This is a genomic window from Sphingopyxis alaskensis RB2256, assembly GCF_000013985.1.
In the GTDB taxonomy this organism is placed as follows: domain Bacteria; phylum Pseudomonadota; class Alphaproteobacteria; order Sphingomonadales; family Sphingomonadaceae; genus Sphingopyxis; species Sphingopyxis alaskensis.
This window is the reverse complement of record NC_008048.1, coordinates 1,691,454-1,708,461: the sequence shown is the minus strand read 5'-3', so window position 1 is coordinate 1,708,461 and position 17,008 is coordinate 1,691,454. Positions and strand designations below refer to the sequence as shown.

The 17,008-nt window shown below is 65.9% G+C and carries 16 protein-coding genes and 1 pseudogene; 5 read left to right on the top strand and 12 right to left on the bottom strand.

Annotated features, from left to right (window positions below; all coding sequences use genetic code 11):
- Positions 1-13: 13 nt before the first annotated feature.
- Complete coding sequence (locus tag SALA_RS08270; protein ID WP_011541920.1) at positions 14-1,060, bottom strand: rod shape-determining protein; 1,047 nt, start codon at positions 1,058-1,060, stop codon at positions 14-16.
- Positions 1,061-1,256: 196 nt separating this feature from the next.
- On the opposite strand from SALA_RS08270, the gene mutL reads away from it, so the two are divergent.
- Positions 1,257-3,068 carry a DNA mismatch repair endonuclease MutL gene (mutL, locus tag SALA_RS08265; RefSeq protein ID WP_011541919.1) on the top strand — a complete coding sequence of 604 codons (1,812 nt, stop codon included), beginning with the start codon at positions 1,257-1,259 and terminating at the stop codon, positions 3,066-3,068.
- 15 nt (positions 3,069-3,083) lie between these two features.
- On the opposite strand, the gene SALA_RS08260 is transcribed toward mutL, so the two are convergent.
- Positions 3,084-4,649, bottom strand: a complete 1,566-nt coding sequence (locus SALA_RS08260) for an alkaline phosphatase D family protein (RefSeq protein ID WP_011541918.1) — start codon at positions 4,647-4,649, stop codon at positions 3,084-3,086.
- Positions 4,650-4,729: 80 nt separating this feature from the next.
- On the bottom strand, positions 4,730-5,467 hold the full coding sequence (locus SALA_RS08255; protein ID WP_011541917.1) for a glutaredoxin family protein: 738 nt from the start codon (positions 5,465-5,467) through the stop codon (positions 4,730-4,732).
- 41 nt (positions 5,468-5,508) lie between these two features.
- On the opposite strand from SALA_RS08255, the gene SALA_RS08250 reads away from it, so the two are divergent.
- Positions 5,509-5,910: a MerR family DNA-binding protein gene (locus SALA_RS08250; protein WP_011541916.1), complete on the top strand. Its 402-nt coding sequence runs from the start codon at positions 5,509-5,511 to the stop codon at positions 5,908-5,910.
- 52 nt (positions 5,911-5,962) lie between these two features.
- Here SALA_RS08250 and SALA_RS16765 read toward each other — a convergent pair.
- A pseudogene (locus SALA_RS16765) lies at positions 5,963-6,261 on the bottom strand (GIY-YIG nuclease family protein).
- Between the two features lie 60 nt (positions 6,262-6,321).
- Entirely contained in the window at positions 6,322-7,419 is a 1,098-nt protein-coding gene (ychF, locus tag SALA_RS08245) for a redox-regulated ATPase YchF (RefSeq protein ID WP_011541914.1), read from the bottom strand.
- A gap of 116 nt (positions 7,420-7,535) precedes the next feature.
- Here ychF and SALA_RS08240 point away from each other — a divergent pair, with 116 nt between their 5' ends.
- Positions 7,536-8,189 (top strand): CAP domain-containing protein, encoded by a 654-nt coding sequence (locus tag SALA_RS08240; RefSeq protein WP_011541913.1) that lies wholly within the window; start codon positions 7,536-7,538, stop codon positions 8,187-8,189.
- Positions 8,190-8,202: 13 nt separating this feature from the next.
- On the opposite strand, the gene SALA_RS08235 is transcribed toward SALA_RS08240, so the two are convergent.
- The 7 genes from SALA_RS08235 to SALA_RS08205 form a co-directional block, all read right to left on the bottom strand.
- Positions 8,203-9,192, bottom strand: a complete 990-nt coding sequence (locus tag SALA_RS08235) for an SDR family oxidoreductase (RefSeq protein WP_011541912.1) — start codon at positions 9,190-9,192, stop codon at positions 8,203-8,205.
- A gap of 117 nt (positions 9,193-9,309) precedes the next feature.
- Positions 9,310-9,879 (bottom strand): aminoacyl-tRNA hydrolase, encoded by a 570-nt coding sequence (pth, locus tag SALA_RS08230; RefSeq protein WP_011541911.1) that lies wholly within the window; start codon positions 9,877-9,879, stop codon positions 9,310-9,312.
- A 66-nt stretch (positions 9,880-9,945) separates the two neighbouring features.
- Positions 9,946-10,584 (bottom strand): 50S ribosomal protein L25/general stress protein Ctc, encoded by a 639-nt coding sequence (locus tag SALA_RS08225; RefSeq protein WP_011541910.1) that lies wholly within the window; start codon positions 10,582-10,584, stop codon positions 9,946-9,948.
- A gap of 150 nt (positions 10,585-10,734) precedes the next feature.
- On the bottom strand, positions 10,735-11,634 hold the full coding sequence (locus SALA_RS08220; protein WP_011541909.1) for a TraB/GumN family protein: 900 nt from the start codon (positions 11,632-11,634) through the stop codon (positions 10,735-10,737).
- Positions 11,631-12,602: a TraB/GumN family protein gene (locus SALA_RS08215; RefSeq protein ID WP_011541908.1), complete on the bottom strand. Its 972-nt coding sequence runs from the start codon at positions 12,600-12,602 to the stop codon at positions 11,631-11,633. Before SALA_RS08215 ends, SALA_RS08220 begins: the two co-directional genes overlap by 4 nt.
- A 65-nt stretch (positions 12,603-12,667) precedes the next feature.
- Complete coding sequence (locus SALA_RS08210) at positions 12,668-13,279, bottom strand: hypothetical protein (protein ID WP_153802665.1); 612 nt, start codon at positions 13,277-13,279, stop codon at positions 12,668-12,670.
- On the bottom strand, positions 13,269-13,484 hold the full coding sequence (locus SALA_RS08205; RefSeq protein WP_011541906.1) for a helix-turn-helix transcriptional regulator: 216 nt from the start codon (positions 13,482-13,484) through the stop codon (positions 13,269-13,271). Before SALA_RS08205 ends, SALA_RS08210 begins: the two co-directional genes overlap by 11 nt.
- Positions 13,485-13,676: 192 nt before the next feature.
- On the opposite strand from SALA_RS08205, the gene SALA_RS08200 reads away from it, so the two are divergent.
- Positions 13,677-14,609: a glycine--tRNA ligase subunit alpha gene (locus SALA_RS08200; RefSeq protein WP_041383189.1), complete on the top strand. Its 933-nt coding sequence runs from the start codon at positions 13,677-13,679 to the stop codon at positions 14,607-14,609.
- A gap of 136 nt (positions 14,610-14,745) precedes the next feature.
- Positions 14,746-16,917, top strand: coding sequence for a glycine--tRNA ligase subunit beta (gene glyS, locus SALA_RS08195; RefSeq protein WP_011541904.1), 2,172 nt, complete (start codon positions 14,746-14,748; stop codon positions 16,915-16,917).
- The last annotated feature ends 91 nt before the right edge of the window (positions 16,918-17,008 follow it).

Sequence of the window (17,008 nt, the reverse complement as noted above, 5' to 3'; positions counted from 1 at the left end):
CGATGCTACCCGATCAGGCTTGTTGGAGCACGCCGCGGAAGGCGGGGTCTTCCATCGCGCGACCGGTGCCGATCGCAACGCAGGTCAGCGGATCGTCGGCGACCGTCACCGGCAGGCCGGTCGCATCGCGCAACAATTCGTCGAGTTCGGCGATCAGCGCGCCGCCGCCGGTCAGCACGATCCCCTGATCGACGATGTCGGCGGCGAGTTCGGGTGCGGTGTTTTCGAGCGCGATGCGCACGCCCTCGACGATCGTGCCGATCGGTTCGGACAGCGCCTCGGCGATCTGCGCCTGGTTGATCGAGATTTCCTTGGGCACCCCGTTGACGAGGTCGCGGCCCTTGATGTGGATCGTCAGGCCCACGCCGTCGGCGGGGATGCGCGCGATGCCGAAATCCTTCTTGATCCGTTCGGCGGTCGATTCGCCGATCAGCAGATTATGGTGGCGGCGGACATAGGAGACGATCGCCTCGTCCATCTTGTCGCCGCCGGCGCGGACCGAGGTGGTGTAAGCGAGACCGCGAAGCGACAGCACCGCGACTTCGGTGGTGCCGCCGCCGATGTCGACGACCATCGACCCGATGGGTTCGGTCACCGGCATGTCGGCGCCGATCGCGGCGGCCATCGGCTCCTCGATCAGCCACACTTCGCTCGCGCCCGCGTTCGATGCGGCGTCGCGGATCGCACGGCGTTCGACGCTCGTCGAGCCCGAGGGAACGCAGATGACGATTTCGGGGCTGCGGAAGGCGTTGGGCTTGCCGCCGTGCACCTTGGTGATGAAATGCTTGATCATCTGTTCGGCGACGTCGATGTCGGCAATCACGCCATCGCGCAGCGGGCGGATCGCCTCGATGCTGTCGGGGGTCTTGCCCATCATCAGCTTGGCGTCGTCGCCGACCGCCTTGACCCGCTTGATCCCGTTCAGCGTCTCGACCGCGACGACCGAAGGTTCGTTGAGCACGATGCCCTTGCCGCGCACATAGACGACCGTGTTCGCGGTGCCGAGGTCGATGGCCATGTCTTGCGAATTGAATTTGAACCAGCGGGAAAAGAAGGACATCAGCTATAGTTCCTGTCATCGACGGCGCGGCGTCCGAACGGGCCGCCCACCGTCGTCATAAATTGCTCGTTGCCGTCCGACAACAGGACCAAATCTGGGGAAGACTCCGGCTCGGCCGAGGGCGGCGGGCTGGACGGGAAGATCGGGCTGTGCGGGTGGGTCGCGATTTGCGTCCGACTGCGCTAGGACAGGCCCCATGTCAATACGCCGCCTGCCGGAAACGCTCGTAAATCGGATCGCCGCCGGTGAAGTGGTCGAAAGACCCGCCGCGGCGCTCAAGGAACTGGTCGAAAATGCCATCGACGCGGGGGCGACTCGCATCGCGGTGCGAATCGCCGAAGGCGGCATAGCGCGGCTGGAGGTCGAGGATGACGGCTGCGGCATGACCGCCGCCGACATGGTACTCGCGCTCGAACGCCATGCGACTTCGAAGCTGCCCGACGACGCGATCGAGGCGGTGACGACGCTGGGCTTCCGGGGCGAGGCGCTGCCCTCGATCGCCAGCGTCGCGCGGTTGACGCTCGAAAGCCGGACGGCGGGCGGCGACGGCTGGCGGCGCGTCGTCGACAATGGCGCTGTCGTCGCCGAAGGCCCGGCGGCGCTTGGCCAGGGCACGCGCGTGATCGTCGAGCATCTGTTCGCGCGCGTCCCCGCGCGGCGCAAGTTCCTGCGCAGCGCGCGCAGCGAATATGCCGCCTGCCTCGATGTCGTGCGGCGGCTCGCGATGGCGCGCCCCGACGTCGGCTTCACGCTTGAGCATGACGGCCGCCGCGTGCTCGACGTGCAGGGCGGGCAGGACCGCGTCGGGCGTGTCGCCGCGCTCACCAGTCGCGACCTTGCCGCGAACAGCATCGGCGTCGACCTCGACCGCGGCGAGGTGCATCTGGGCGGCGTCATCAGCCTGCCGACCTACAATCGCGGCATTGCCGACCATCAATATCTGTTCGTCAACGGCCGCCCGGTGAAGGACCGGCTGCTCGTCGGCGCGCTGCGCGGCGCCTATGCCGACCTGCTCGCGCGCGACCGGCACCCGGTCGTCGCGCTGTTTCTCGACGTGCCGACGGGCGAGGTCGATGTGAATGTCCATCCCGCAAAGACCGAGGTGCGCTTTCGCGATCCGCAGCTCATTCGCGGGATGATCGTCGGGGGCCTCCGGCGCGCGCTCGACGAACATGGCTTTCGCAGCGTGCAGAAGCCCGCCGAGGCGGCGCTCGCGGCGTGGCAGCAGGAACCCGTCGCGCCGCCGCCGGCGACGGGATTCCTCTTCGACCGGCGCGCCGGCGCGGCGGTGCATCCCTTCGCCGCCGAGGTATCGTTGCCCGCGGCCGACGTTGCGCGCGTCTATGACCGGCTGATGCCCTTCACCGCGCCCGCGCCGCTCGCCGGGCGCGCCGAGGTCGCGGCGACGCCGCCGCCCGCCGCCGAGGCGCATCCGCTGGGCATCGCGCGCGGCCAGATCGCGAAAACCTATATTGTCGCCGAGGCCGAGGACGGGCTGGTCATCGTCGACCAGCATGCGGCGCACGAGCGGCTGGTGCTCGAAACGCTGAAGCGCGGCATGGCGGGGCAGGCGGTCCCGTCGCAGGGCCTGCTGATCCCCGAAGTCGTCGAACTCGACGAACCCGCGTGCGACCGGCTGGAGGCCGCGGCGGATGGGCTCGCCGCGCTCGGTGTCGAGCTCGAACGCTTCGGCCCCGGTGCGGTAATGGTGCGCGCGACCCCGGCGATGCTGGGGGCGATTGATTGCCACAGGCTCGTCACCGACATCGCCGACGATCTGGCGGGCTATGACGCCGCGCTCGGCCTCAACGAACGGCTCGAACTGGTCGCCGCGACGATGGCGTGCCATGGGTCGGTGCGCGCGGGGCGCACATTGAGCGTCGCGGAGATGAACGCGCTGCTCCGCCAGATGGAGGTCACGCCGCATTCGGGCCAGTGCAACCATGGCCGCCCGACTTGGGTAAAGCTGGCGATGGGCGATGTCGAACGGTTGTTCGGCCGAAAATGAGGCCCGCCGGGCGGCTTACGCCATCTTCACGCCCGCAACGCCGCGTTCGACCACGCCCGTCGCGCGTTTCGACAGGCTGTTCACCGGCGTCGAGACCTTGTCGACGACCATGAAGTGCGTCTGCCACGCCTCGCGATTGACCTCACAGACCAGATAACCGCGCTGGTCGTTGGCGAATTTGAGTTCGGGATTGCGCGCCAGCCATTCGTCGGTGCCGACGCGCTTGTCGCTGCCGTCCCCGCCGCTGGAGATCGATGTCGCGACAAACTCGGCGCCGACGACCTTGTCCTTCAGCACCAGATCGCCGCAGAAATTCTGATGCTCGTCGCCGGTCAGCACGATATTGTTGTTCAGCCCCGCAAAGCGCGACAACATCCGCGTCCGCGCCACCTCATAACCTGCCCAGCTGTCGAGGTTGACGATCTTTTCACTCTCTTCGGGCCGCCGCCGCCGGTCGAGCGACATCATCGTCACCTGCTGCGCCAGCGCGTTCCACGTCGCGCCGCCGCGCGCCAGATTGCGCGCCAGCCATTCCTCCTGCACCTTGCCGAGCACCTGCCGGTCCCTGGCGAACACGTCGGGGCAGGCGGGTTTGAAGCCGTCGCCGCATGGCTGGTCGTCGCGATATTGCCGCGTGTCGAGCAATTGCATCGCCATCAGGTCGCCATAACGCAGCTCGCGGTGCGCCGCGACCATGCCGCCGCGTGGCAACAGCGACCGGCGCACGGGCATATGTTCGTACCACGCCTGCATCGCCGCCTGTTTCTTGAGCATGAAAATCTCGGGCGACGCAGCATCGGGGTCTTCCTTGTCGAGCCCCAATTTCCAATTGTCGTGGTCGGACACCCAATTGTTGCGGATCTCGTGATCGTCGAAGCTCGACAGATGCGCGTGGACCGACCGCACCGCCTGCTGGTCGATGTCGAGCAGGGTCTGCGCATAGGCAGTTCTGAAATCGGTCAGGTCGAACAGCGCGCGTTGCGCATATTGGCGCACCGGGCGGATCGGCAGCCCGTCGTCGAACAGATAATCCTGCCGATATTCATAGATGAAATCGCCATAATGATAGACGAAGGCCAGATCCTCGCGCGCCATGTGGCGATAGGCGCCGTAAAAGCCCGACTCGAAATGCTGGCATCCCGCGACGCCGAACGTCAGCGCATCGACACGCGCGCCGGGCGCGGGAAGCGTCCGCGCGCGCCCGCGCAGGCTGCGTTCGCCCGCGGCGGTGAAACGGTAATAATAGGGGCGATCGGGCTGCAATCCCGCGACCTCGACATGGACGCTGTGCGCCAGCTCGGGGCGCGCCAGCGCGGTGCCCTTTGCCACCACGTCGCGAAAGCCGCCGTCGCTGGCGACCTCCCATTCGACCGGCACATTGGTCAGCGGCATCCCGCCGTGGCGCTCCATCGGCTCGGGCGCGAGGCGCGTCCAGATGACGAAACCATCGCTCGCCGGGTCGCCCGCCGCGACGCCAAGCTGAAAGGGAAAGTCGCGCAAGATACCCTGCGCGCGGACGATCGCCGGCGCGGCAAGCCCGGCGAGCGTCGCTCCGGCAAGGAAATGGCGGCGGTTGTACATGGGCTGGGCTCCGTCGGGGCGAATCGATGCCCCTCGATAGCCCAGCTCTGCGTTTCATCAATGACAGTTCGGCGACGTCCTCACACCCACATGCGCGCCATCCACAGCGCCATCGCGACCATCATCAGATTTTCGGTCAGCGACACGAAGCCCAGCGGCACCTTGCTGCTGCCGCCGACGCACGCGCATTTGATGTCGCGCCGGTCGATATAGACCGCCTTGAACACCGACACCGCGCCGATGCCGCCGATAAACAGCGCCAGCGGGATCGACAGCCAGGGCAGCGCGTGCGCGGTCATCAACACGCCCGCCAGCCCCTCGGCAAAGGGATAGATGCTCGCATAGGGAACCCAGCGGCGCGCGAGCAGGTCGTAATTGAGGAACATCGTCGCGAACCTGCCCACATCCTGCAATTTCAGCAGCGCGAGCACCATCATGCTGAAAGAGATGAACCATTCGGCGGCGCGAAGCGTAAAGGCATCGCCATAGGCGGCAAAGCTCGCCGCCAGCGCCATCAGCGCGGTCATCGCGAACAGCGCGATCACGGGCGTATAGCTGGCCGCATCGGGGTCGGCGACCTTCAGCCCGAAATGGCGGCGCAGATCGTCATAACCGCCGATCCGCACCCCGTCGATGAAGGTCTGCGGCGTCGTCTGGACGCCATGCTGCGCCTTGAACGCATCGGTCTGCTCGCGCGTCGTCAGCCAGCGGTCGTCGACTCTATAGCCGCGGCGCTCGAGCAGATATTTGGCTTTGAGGCCATAGGGGCAGATGTGCCCCGGCATGACCATGCGATGAAGGATTGCCTGTTTTGTCATGCCCCTCCTATAGCATCCGTACCATGGTACGGAGTCAAGCGATGCAGATGACGATCGGCAAACTGGCCGCCGCGGGCGATGTCGGGGTAGAGACGATACGCTATTATCAGCGCCGCGGCCTGATGGGCACGCCCGCGCGCAGCGGCGGCGACGGCTGGGGCGGCGGCGTGCGCCGCTATGGCGATGATGATCTCAGACGGCTTAGATTTATCCGCGCGGCGCAGGCAGCGGGCTTCACGCTCGACGAGATCGGCGAATTGCTCGCGCTCGACCAGAGCGACGACCGCGCCCGTGTCCGCGCCCTCGCGCGCCAGCGCATCGACGCGCTCGACGCCAAGATCGCCCAGATGACCGCAACGCGCGCCGCTCTCGCGCGCCTCGCCGATCAATGCGCCGCGAGCGAGACGGGGCCGTGCCCGATTATGGCGGCGTTCGAGCCCTGAAGCATCCGTCATTGCCAGGAGCAGAGCGACGAAGCAATCTCCAGCTATCAGCCTATTCTCCGGTTAGTTCAGGAAACAGGTCCCGCCACTCTGGATTGCCGGCTTCAATAAGAGCGATTTTCTTGGCACGCGATCCCGCCTTGATCTGCTTCTCGCGGCTGATAGCTGAATGCATGTCACCATGTACTTCGAACCAAACGAGCTTGTCGCATCGATAGCGCGCAGAAAAGCCGGTCCGCTTTCCCGGTGTTGCCATACACGACCGATAAGATTCGACGTGACGCCGGTGTATAGCACGCCGCCCTTCCGGTTGGTCATGATGTAAACTGCGGGCTGAGCGTCAGGGTGCATCGCTGGAGATTGCTTCGTCGCTACGCTCCTCGCAATGACGAAGTTTGGTCAGCCTCGCGATCAACTATGCAGGAAATGCATCACGTCGCCGTCGTGCACGACATAGGCCTTGCCCTCGGCGCGCAGCTTGCCCGCTTCGCGCGCGCGGGCTTCGCCGCCCAGCGCGACATAATCGTCATAGGCGATCGTTTCGGCGCGGATGAAGCCCTTCTGGAAATCGCTGTGGATCTCGCCCGCGGCTTCGGGCGCGGTCGCGCCCTGATGCACGGTCCATGCGCGCGCTTCCCGCGGGCCGACGGTGAAGAAGGTGATGAGGTGGAGCAGCTCATACCCGGCGCGGATGACGCGCGCGAGGCCGGTTTCCTTCAGGCCCATTTCGGCCAGGAACTCCAGCCGGTCGGCCATGTCCATCGTCACCAGTTCGCTCTCGATCGCCGCCGAAACGACCACTGCCTGCGCGCCCTCGGCCGCAGCCTTGGCGAACACCTTTTCCGAAAAGGCGTTGCCGTTCGCCGCGCTGCCCTCGTCGACGTTGCAGACATAAAGCACGGGTTTGGAGGTCAAAAGCTGCGCGGTGCGCAGCACACGGGCTTCCTCGTCGTCGCCGGGTTCGACCAGCCGCGCGGGCTTGCCTTCGCGCAGCAGGTCGAGGGCCTGACCCAGCACCGATGTGGCGATCTTCGCTTCCTTGTCCCCCTGTGCCGCTTTTTTGACAAAGGCGGGCAGGCGCTTTTCCAGACTTTCGAGGTCGGCGAGCAGCAGTTCGGTCTCGACCGTCTCGGCATCGGCGACGGGGTCGACCTTGTTTTCGACATGCTGGATGTCGTCATTCTCGAAACAGCGCAGCACATGGACGATCGCGTCGACCTCGCGGATATTGCCGAGGAACTGGTTGCCCAGCCCCTCGCCCTTCGACGCGCCGCGCACGAGGCCCGCAATATCGACGAAGGCGAGCTGTGTCGCGATGATCTTCTTGCTGTTCGCGATTGCCGCCAGCTTGTCGAGCCGGTCGTCGGGCACCGCGACATTGCCGATATTCGGCTCGATCGTGCAGAAGGGATAGTTCGCCGCCTGCGCCGCCGCGGTTTCGGTCAGCGCGTTGAACAGGGTGGACTTGCCGACATTGGGCAGCCCGACGATCCCGCATTTGAAACCCATAAAAACTCCATCCGGCCGGAGGACCCCGGCGTCGCAGCGCCCCTAGCGCCAAGTCGCGCGGCGCGCCAGTCTTTGCGGTTGCGCAGCGTTCAGACTTGGCGCTTTATCGCGGGCCTATGAAGCCCTCGCGCCCGATCGCCGCCGTCCTTCTCCTCCTCGCGCTGGGCGCGACCGCCGCCCGCGCCGCCCCCGACCGGTTCGAGGCAGGCGTGTTCGCCGAACTCAACCGCCTTCGCAGCAATCCCGCCGCCTATGCCGATTTCCTGCGCGACTATCGCCCGCGATTCGAAGGGCGGCGGCTGCGCGGCGCCGAAGAGGGCGAGATCGACATATTGACGCGCGAAGGCGTCGTCGCGGTCGATGAGGCGATCCGCGAACTTCGCCGCGAAAAACCGCTGCCCGAACTCGCGTGGAGCGACCTGCTCGCCCGCGCCGCCGCCGATCATGTCGCGGTCCAGTCGCGATCGGGCGCGGTCGGCCATTATACCCGGGGGCAGGGACCGGGCGAACGGATGCGCGCCCGCGGCGGCGGCCCCTATGTCAACGAAGTCATCACCTATGGCCACCACACGCCCGAAGGCGTCGTCGACCAGCTGCTGATCGACGATGGCGTCCCCGACCGCGGCCACCGGTTCAGCCTGCTTCGCCCGACACACCGCTTTGTCGGGGTCGCGTGCGGGCGGCATCCGGTCCACCGGACCATGTGTGTCGCCTTGATGTCGCAGACCGCTGACGGATCGCCGCCGCCGCCGCCCAAACGGACGCCATAGGCCCGCCCGCGCCTCAGTCGTGGACCGCCTTGACCAGTGGTCCCAGCGTCGGCGACCCGCCCAGCCACGCGAGCTGCACCTCGGCCGACACGCGGTTGATCGCTTCCTGCGGCCTGGTCCCCGGATGCACCGCGCGGCGCAGCGGCCGTTTGCCCGCGGGCATCGCCATGATCTCGGCAATCGCGCGCGGCACGTCGGCGGGATCGGCGCTGCGCCCGCTGCCGTCCTCGGTCCCCATGCCGCGCGTGAAGGGCGCATAGGCGTCGAGCAGCGCCGCATCGCTTCGCGCCTTTAATGCCCCGGTATAGGCGTTGCGATTGACCCACACCTTCGTCGGATAGCCCCCCGGCTGGATCACCGTCACGTCGATGCCATGCGGCACCAGTTCATAGGCCATCTGCTCGGACAGCGCCTCGACCGCGAACTTGGTCGCCGAATAATGGCCGCCACCCGGCACGATGACGCGCCCGAGCTGCGACGAAATGTTGAAGACCTGCCCGCCCTTCGCCGCGCGCATCTGTGGCAACAGCGCGCGCAGCATGCGCTGGATGCCAAAAACATTGGTGTCGAAGATGAGCTGCGTCGCTTCCATATCCTGCACCTCGACCGGCCCGGTGATGCCGATCCCGGCATTGTTGACCAGCGTGTCGATGCGCCCGCCCGCGATGGCGAGCGCCTTTGCAGTCCCGCTCGCAACCGACGCATCGCTCGTCACGTCGATCTCGACGATATCGAGGTCGAGCTTATCCTTCGCGGCTTCGGCCGCCAGGCTTTCGGCTTCGGGGCGCGGCAGCCCGCGCATCGTCGCGATGACCTTCGCGCCGAGCCGGGCATAGTGGAGCGCGCCGATGCGCCCAAACCCGCTCGAACAGCCGGTGATCAGTATGGTGCGGCCTTTCAGCGACGGGTCGCCCGCGGGCGTCGCGGCGTGGAGCAGGGCAGGGGCGGCGGACAGCGCGGCGGCCCCGGCCAGGATTTCGCGGCGATTGGGGGTATGCGGCATGGCGAACGGCTCCTTTCGGACGCCATCATGCCTTAGTTGGCGGCGCGTGCCAAATCGGTGGTTGGACTGCGGCTTTGGGATCGCGACGTCCGCCTTTGGCCGCCACCGGCCCCCAACTCACCCTTGCAACCGCAGCGCCAGATCGCTCTGGAATCTTACATCGTCGCCCTTGGCCAGCCATTCCGCTTCGGCGGCGATCGCGCCGAGCAGGTCGGCCAGCGGTTCCATCTCGCTCTTGTGATAATTGCCGAGGACATGGCCGGTCACGCGGTCCTTGTGCCCCGGATGGCCGATGCCGATGCGGATGCGGCGGAAATCGTCGCCGATATGCTGGATCATCGACCGGATGCCGTTGTGCCCCGCCGCGCCGCCGCCGCGTTTCACCTTGACCTTCATCGGCGCGAGGTCGAGCTCGTCGTAAAAGACGGTGACGTCGGTGGCGGCCAGCTTGTAGAAATCGAGCGCGGCGCGCACGCTGCGCCCGCTTTCGTTCATGAAGGTGCCGGGTTTGAGCAACAGGATGCGCGTCGAGCCGATGCGCCCGTCCTGCAACCAGCCCTGGAACTTCTTCACAGGCGGCGGAAAATCATGGATTTCGGCGATGACATCGGCGGCCATGAAGCCGACATTGTGCCGGTGCATCGCATATTTGGGCCCCGGATTGCCGAGGCCGACCCAGAGCTGCATGGCGTTGCCTTTCCCGGGTCTGGTGGAAACGCCCCTCCCGCATGGGGGAGGGGCGGTCCGGATAGTTTAGGCTTCGTCGCCGCCTTCGGCAGCGTCTTCGCCTTCATCCTTTGTCGTGTCGCCGTCGCTCGACTTGAGCGCCGATGGGGCGACGATGGTGGCGATGGTGAAGTCGCGGTCGGTGATCGCGCTTTCGACGCCCTTCGGCAGAGTGACATTGCTGATGTGGATCGAATCGCCGATATCGAAGCCGGTGACGTCGATTGCGATCTCGTCGGGGATATTGTCCGCGTCGCAGACAAGTTCCAGCTCGTGACGAACAATGTTCAGCACGCCGCCGCGCTTCAGGCCCGGCGACTTTTCTTCGTTCTGGAACACGACCGGCACCGCAACCTGAACCGTGGCGTCCTTGGCGATGCGCAGGAAGTCGGCGTGGATCGGGCGATCCTTGACCGGGTGGAAAGCGACGTCCTTGGGCAGCGTGCGAATCTGCTTGCCGCCGACCTCGATCATCACGACCGAGTTCATGAAGTGACCCGTCATCAGCTGCTTCATCAGCAGCTTTTCCTCGACGTGGATCATCAGGGGTTCTTCCTTGCCGCCATAGACGACGGCGGGGACGCGGCCATTGCGACGCAGTTCACGCGAGGCTCCCTTGCCTCCGCGTTCGCGCGTCTCGGCCGTCAGCGTCAGCTGATCGCTCATATCATTTCTCCGAGAAACAGTTACACAGCCCGCCACGCCTCCAGGGATGACCATGACGGAAGCCGCGGCGCTTAGCGGGGAACGGGCGGAAAAGCAAGCGGGACGGGAAGGCGCAGCCGGCAAGGGACGGCGGCGACCGGTTTCGACCGATTATTGCACCCGCCGCACCCGCACCCCCCGCGCTTCCAGCAGCGCCGGCACGCCCTCGGCGCCGACCAGATGCCCTGCGCCGACTGCCATCAGCACGGTGCCGGGCCGCTCCATCCGGCGTGCCGCCCACGCGGTCCAGCGACGGTTGCGGTCGGTGATGATCGCCTTGCGTGCGGCAGGCGCGGCGTCGATGTCCTCGTTGACGACCTTTTCGAGCGCGGCGACGTCGCCGCGGCTCCACGCTGCGGTCAGCGCCAGCACGTCGCGCGTTGCCGTATCGGCCTCCTCGGCGGCGCGAACCAGCAGCGCGCGCTGCGTCGCGGGATCCAGCGTTTCAAAAAGCATCAATTGCCCGCGCGCACGCTCCAGCCCGGTGATCGGTTTGCCCGCGGCTTCGAACCGCTCGGTCAGCTGCGTCTCGACGCCCTCGTCGGGCGACAGCGCGGCATTCTGCGCGACGCGCTGGCCGATCAGCACCATCACCGCCCAGTCGTCGAGCCCGTCGCCGTTCAGCCGCCGCCCGCGCGCCTCCAGTGCGCGATAGCCCGTCAGCGCCTTGCCGGTCAGCCGCGCTTCGATGGCCAACGGGGTGCTGCGCGGCGCAAGCTCGCGGAACGCATCGGCCGCCGCGTCCAGCTCGGCGGGCGACAACTCCATTACCAGCGTATCGGCGGCCTCGATCGCGGCGCCAACCGCGCCGTCATCCCAGTCGGTGCCGCGCGGCAGCGCGTGCATCGATCCCAGAATATAGATGCGCGTATCGACGTCCTCCGCCAGCCACATCGCGGGCCGGGCTTTCATCGCCGGTTCGACGGGTCCGCATGCCGCGAGCAGCACCGGCAAAAGCGCCGCCGCGATGCGGCGACGCCCTTGGTCGGGCGAGGCCGGTGCCCGCCTCAATAATCGACCCGCGTTACGGTCAGGCCGCGCTCTTTCAGATAATCCTGCACGCTTTTCTCGCCCGCCAGATGCCCCGCGCCGACCGCGACGAACACCGTGCCCGGCTGCTCCATCCGCGCCTTGAGCGCGTCGGCCCAGCGCGCGTTGCGATCGTAAAGCAGCGTCTGCGCCAGCGCGGGCGTTGCGGCGAGGCTTTCGTTCATCGCGACCGCGAGTCCGTCGGGATCGCCCTTCGCCCACAGCACGACCATCCTGTCGAGCGTCGGCCCCAGCTTGTCGAGATCCTTCACCACCGAATTGAGGAAGGCGATCTGCTGCGCTTCGGGCAGGCTGTCGAAGAAGCCGAGCTGTTCGCCCAGTGTTTCGAATCCCGCGACCGGCTTGCCGCTGGCCCTGGCAAAGCGCGTGAGCTGCTTTTCGGCGCCCTGTTCGGGGTCATAGCCCAATTTGGTGAGCGGCAGGACCGACAGGGTGATCGCGGGGAACCAGGGTTCGAACATGTCGAATTGCGCCGGAGGCAGGCCGACGCTCGCCATCGCCGCCTGATAGGCCGCGAGCTGCTCGGCATCGAGCCGCGAGGTCAGCGTCGTGCCGTTCGCGTCGATCGCGAGCGGCAGCATCGTCCTGGCCACCTCGGCCTGATCGTCGGGCAGCACGAGTTCGAGCATCAGCTGGTCGGACTTGTCGAACGCATCCTTCACCGCCTCGTCGAACCAGCTGAGGCCGGGTTTCAGCACATGGACGGTGCCGAACAGATAGATGGTCGTGTCCTCGTCCCTGACCACCCACAGCGCGGGGTCGGCATCGGCGGTCTCGGGGGCGGTCTCGGCGGCGGTCGCGGGCGCCATTGTGACAGGGGCGGGGGGCGTTTCGGCCGCGTGGACGATATTGCCGCCGGGGATCAGTGCGCACTGCGCAAAGGGAATGATCGCGCAGCTGGAGGCGAGAATCTTGAACCAGGTCGTCATGGGGCGTTGCCTTTCATGGGGCCGCTTATGGCCCGAAGCGTGCAGAGGGGGAAAGCGGAAAGCTGTCAGCGAAACTTGAACCAGAGATAGACGGCGGCGTTGACGATCAGAACGAGACCGAAAAGCGCCATGGCATCGACCGGCGGCGCCAAGTCGGCGCGCCACAACACCCACCAGACGGGGCAGGGGAAGATGAAGGCGTAGAAACCCGCAAGTGACGCCTGATGATAGGCATGGCGCTCATGATCGTCGACCGCGCGGTGATAAAGGGCGAGCGCGATCACCAGCCCGACGACCCACAGCAGCGACAGGCCGATCGCCACATTGGGCGACAGCGCCTCGTTGCTCATCAGCCCGTCGCCGGGTCCTTCCTGCAACAGCATCGCGGCGACCATGCCGATCACACCCGAAAAGAGCAGGCTTGCCCAATAGAGCCGCTTGCGCTGCGACCAGGTGCGAAAGCCGTCGGCGTGGCGCCGGACGTAAAGGCCGAGCGCGGCGACGCCGAGCGCGACGACGATCAGCGGTGCCGCCCATGTCGCGACGGCCGCGTCTCCCGCCTCGATCCGTGCCTCATTGAAACCGGCAAAGCCACCGGCAAACAGCGCGGTAGCGATGGCGATCGCGACCACGACCGTCATCGACGGCGCGGTGGATTTGCCGGTGTCATTCGCCATCGTCCTGTCCCTTGTGGCCATCGTCGAAAATCTCCTCGATCGGCATGTCGAACAGCCGCGCCAGCTTGAATGCGAGCGGCAGCGACGGGTCATATTTGCCCGTTTCGATCGCGTTCACCGCCTGCCGCGATACGTCCAGCCGGTCGGCCAGTTCGGCCTGGCTCCAGTTTCGCATCGCGCGCAGCACTTTCAGCTGGTTGTTCATCGCAATCCATCATGCGCGCCTGACCGGATGTCAGGTGTTGTTGACTAAATGACATGATTCGCTGACTATGTCAACAAGACATGACATTTTGCGATGCACGGCTGACAGCGTCCGGATGGATGCGGTCGCAACGGCTTGACCCGTTGCCGTCGCTGGGCCAATGCGGCGGCGATTTTTGCACCTGCGAAGGGAATGGCGGTCGTGGCCGACGTCGAAGGGAAAAAGCCCCTCAGCTTTCAGGACATGATCCTGACGCTGCACGCCTATTGGAGCGCGCGTGGCTGCGCGATTTTACAGCCTTATGACATGCGCGTCGGGGCGGGGACGTTCCATCCGGCTACGACCTTGCGCAGCCTCGGCCCCGAGCCGTGGAACGTCGCCTATGTCCAGCCGAGCCGTCGGCCCACCGATGGCCGCTATGGCGAGAATCCGAACCGGCTTCAGCATTATTATCAGTATCAGGTGATATTGAAGCCATCGCCCGCCGACTTGCAGGAACAATATCTCGGCAGCCTCGCCGCGATCGGCATCGACCCGCTGCTCCACGACATCCGTTTCGTCGAGGATGACTGGGAATCGCCGACGCTCGGCGCGTGGGGGCTGGGCTGGGAGGTCTGGTGCGACGGAATGGAGGTGACGCAGTTCACCTATTTTCAGCAGATGGGCGGTTTCGACTGCAAGCCCGTCGCGGGCGAGCTGACCTACGGCCTCGAACGGCTCGCCATGTATATCCAGAATGTCGACAATGTGTACGACCTCAGGTTTTCCGACCCCGTCGGCGATGTGCCGGGCGTGAGCTATGGCGACGTGTTTCTGGAAAACGAACGGCAATTTTCGAAATGGAACTTCGAGGTTGCCGACACCGACGCGCTGTTCGCGGGCTTCAAGGCCGCCGAGGCCGAATGCCAGCGGGCGATCGATGCGGGGGTGCCCTTGGCCGCCTATGACCAAGCGATCGAGGCGAGCCACCTGTTCAACCTGCTCCAGGCGCGCGGCGTGATCAGCGTGCAGGAACGCGCCAACTACATGGCCCGCGTCCGCGACCTCGCAAAAGGCAGCTGCAAGGCATGGATCGACAGCCAGTCCGAACGCTGGACCCAAAACTATCCGGGGTGGACGCTGTGATGGCCTATCGTTGTTCCGCCGTCCTCTTCTCCGTTCGTGTCGAGCGAAGTCGAGACACGCAGCGGCCTAGCGCTGTCCTTCGCGGCATCTCGACTTCGCTCGATGCGAACGGGGTTTGGGGATCGGGGGATTTGGCATGACCGATTTTCTTCTCGAACTGCGCAGCGAGGAAATCCCCGCGCGGATGCAGGCCGGCGCGCGCGCCGAGCTAGAAAAGCTGTTCCGGACGCAGATGAGCGCCGCGGGTATCGTGGTCGGCGATCTGACCATCTGGTCGACGCCGCGCCGCCTTGCCCTGATCGCTCGCGACCTGCCCGACGCGACCGCAGCCGTCAGCGAGGAACTCAAAGGCCCGCGCACCAGCGCGCCGCCGCAGGCCCTCGAAGGCTTCCTGCGCAAGACCGGGCTGACGCAGGACCAGCTCGAAGACCGCGACGGCGTCTGGTTCGCCGTGATCGACAAGCCGGGCCGCGCGACCGCCGAGGTGCTGGCCGAGGCGATCCCCGCGATCGTCCGCGCTTTTGCCTGGCCCAAGTCGATGCGCTGGGGCAGGGACAGTGCGAGCAGCGAAAGCCTGCGCTGGGTGCGCCCGCTGTCGGGCATCGTCGCGATCTTTGGCGAAGCGCTGATTCCATGTGAAGTTGGGGGGATTTCCGCCGGTTTCGCAACGCGCGGCCACCGTTTTCACTGCCCGGGCGAGATCACGATCGGCTCGGCATCGGACTATGCGGAAAAGCTGCGCGCATGCCATGTCATCGTCGACCATGCGGAGCGGGCGCGTATCATCCGCGACGGCGCCGCCAAGGCCGCGGCCGACGCCGGGCTGAGCCTCGTCGAGGACGAGGGGCTGGTGATCGAGAATGCCGGCCTCACCGAATGGCCGGTGCCGCTTCTGGGGCGCTTCGACGAGGCGTTCCTGGCGGTGCCGCCGGAGGTGATCCAGCTGACCGCGCGGGTGAACCAGAAATATTTTGTCGTGAACGATGCGGATGGGAAGCTGGCGAACGGTTTTGTCTGCACCGCGAATATCGATGCGGTCGACGGCGGCGCGGAGATTGTGGCGGGGAACCAGAAGGTGCTGGCGGCGCGATTGTCGGATGCGCGCTTCTTCTGGGAACAGGATCGCAAGACGAAGCTGGCGGATCACGCGAAGAAGCTGGACCGGATCACCTTTCACGAAAAGCTGGGGACGGTCGCGGACAAGGTCGAGCGCGTTGCGAAGCTGGCCGAATGGCTGGCGAACGAAGGCATCGTCCCGAATTGCGACCCAGCGCTCGCGCGGCAGGCGGCCGAGCTGGCGAAAGCCGACCTCGTCACCGAAATGGTCGGCGAGTTCCCCGAATTGCAGGGCCTGATGGGCGGCTATTACGCCCGCGCCGAAGGGCTTCCGCAAGCGGTCGCCGACGCGATCCGCGACCATTACAAGCCGGTCGGGCAGGGCGATGACGTCCCGACCGCGCCGGTGACGGTGGCTGTGGCGTTGGCGGATAAGCTGGATACGATTGCTGGCTTCTTCATGAAGAATATGAAGCCGACCGGGTCGAAAGACCCCTTTGCCTTGCGCCGCGCTGGATTGGGTATCATTGCGCTAACGGTCAGAAGCTCGTTACGCGGAGATATTGGGACTTGGCTGGCTGCAGCACGTCGATACTTTGTCGATCAGGACATCGTAGATGAGCGGGAATATCCTGATGCCTACGCAACGAAAGATGCTGCAATTTCCGCAGGCCTTGCCACAGTTTTCATGGATGAAGTTCGCGACTTCATCGCAGACCGCCTCAAAGTCCAGCAGCGCGAAGCCGGCGTCCGGCACGACCTGATCGACGCGGTTTTCGCGCTCGGCGGCGAGGATGATCTGGTTCGCTTGCTTGCGCGGGTGAAGGCGTTGCAGGCGTTTATGGCGACCGAGGACGGCACCAACCTGCTCGCGGGTTACAAGCGTGCAGCGAACATTTTGAAACAAGCCAGTGTTCCGGCGGAAGCCGGAACCCGGGGCGGGGCAGCGCAGGTGTTGGAGGAAGGCACTCCTGGGCTCCGGCTTTCGCCGGAGTGCATGACGGTGCATGACGCCGCGCTCCTCGCAGCCCTCGACACCGCCGAACCGGCTGCGCTCAACGCCGTCGCCGACGAACGCTTCACCGACGCCATGGCCGCCCTCGCCAGCCTTCGCGCGCCGATCGACGCCTTTTTCGAGGGCGTGATGGTCAACGACCCCGACGAAGTGGTGCGCGCCTATCGGCTTGGACTGCTCGCGCGCTTTACCGGCGCGGTGCATGGCGTTGCGGATTTCTCGAAGATAGAGGGCTGAGACCACATTTGAAATCCCGTTCGTGTCGAGCGAAGTCGAGACACCGGGAAGGCGAGCAGGAACGATGGGCATCTCGACTTCGCTCGATGCG

What these genes read in the sequence shown, in the direction of transcription:
- SALA_RS08270 (WP_011541920.1), bottom strand. Translation starts at nt 1,060, where the DNA reads ATGTCCTTCTTTTCCCGCTGGTTCAAATTCAATTCGCAAGACATGGCC.
- mutL (WP_011541919.1), top strand. Translation starts at nt 1,257, where the DNA reads ATGTCAATACGCCGCCTGCCGGAAACGCTCGTAAATCGGATCGCCGCC.
- SALA_RS08260 (WP_011541918.1), bottom strand. Translation starts at nt 4,649, where the DNA reads ATGTACAACCGCCGCCATTTCCTTGCCGGAGCGACGCTCGCCGGGCTT.
- SALA_RS08255 (WP_011541917.1), bottom strand. Translation starts at nt 5,467, where the DNA reads ATGACAAAACAGGCAATCCTTCATCGCATGGTCATGCCGGGGCACATC.
- SALA_RS08250 (WP_011541916.1), top strand. Translation starts at nt 5,509, where the DNA reads ATGCAGATGACGATCGGCAAACTGGCCGCCGCGGGCGATGTCGGGGTA.
- ychF (WP_011541914.1), bottom strand. Translation starts at nt 7,419, where the DNA reads ATGGGTTTCAAATGCGGGATCGTCGGGCTGCCCAATGTCGGCAAGTCC.
- SALA_RS08240 (WP_011541913.1), top strand. Translation starts at nt 7,536, where the DNA reads ATGAAGCCCTCGCGCCCGATCGCCGCCGTCCTTCTCCTCCTCGCGCTG.
- SALA_RS08235 (WP_011541912.1), bottom strand. Translation starts at nt 9,192, where the DNA reads ATGCCGCATACCCCCAATCGCCGCGAAATCCTGGCCGGGGCCGCCGCG.
- pth (WP_011541911.1), bottom strand. Translation starts at nt 9,879, where the DNA reads ATGCAGCTCTGGGTCGGCCTCGGCAATCCGGGGCCCAAATATGCGATG.
- SALA_RS08225 (WP_011541910.1), bottom strand. Translation starts at nt 10,584, where the DNA reads ATGAGCGATCAGCTGACGCTGACGGCCGAGACGCGCGAACGCGGAGGC.
- SALA_RS08215 (WP_011541908.1), bottom strand. Translation starts at nt 12,602, where the DNA reads ATGACGACCTGGTTCAAGATTCTCGCCTCCAGCTGCGCGATCATTCCC.
- SALA_RS08210 (WP_153802665.1), bottom strand. Translation starts at nt 13,279, where the DNA reads ATGGCGAATGACACCGGCAAATCCACCGCGCCGTCGATGACGGTCGTG.
- SALA_RS08205 (WP_011541906.1), bottom strand. Translation starts at nt 13,484, where the DNA reads ATGAACAACCAGCTGAAAGTGCTGCGCGCGATGCGAAACTGGAGCCAG.
- SALA_RS08200 (WP_041383189.1), top strand. Translation starts at nt 13,677, where the DNA reads ATGGCGGTCGTGGCCGACGTCGAAGGGAAAAAGCCCCTCAGCTTTCAG.
- glyS (WP_011541904.1), top strand. Translation starts at nt 14,746, where the DNA reads ATGACCGATTTTCTTCTCGAACTGCGCAGCGAGGAAATCCCCGCGCGG.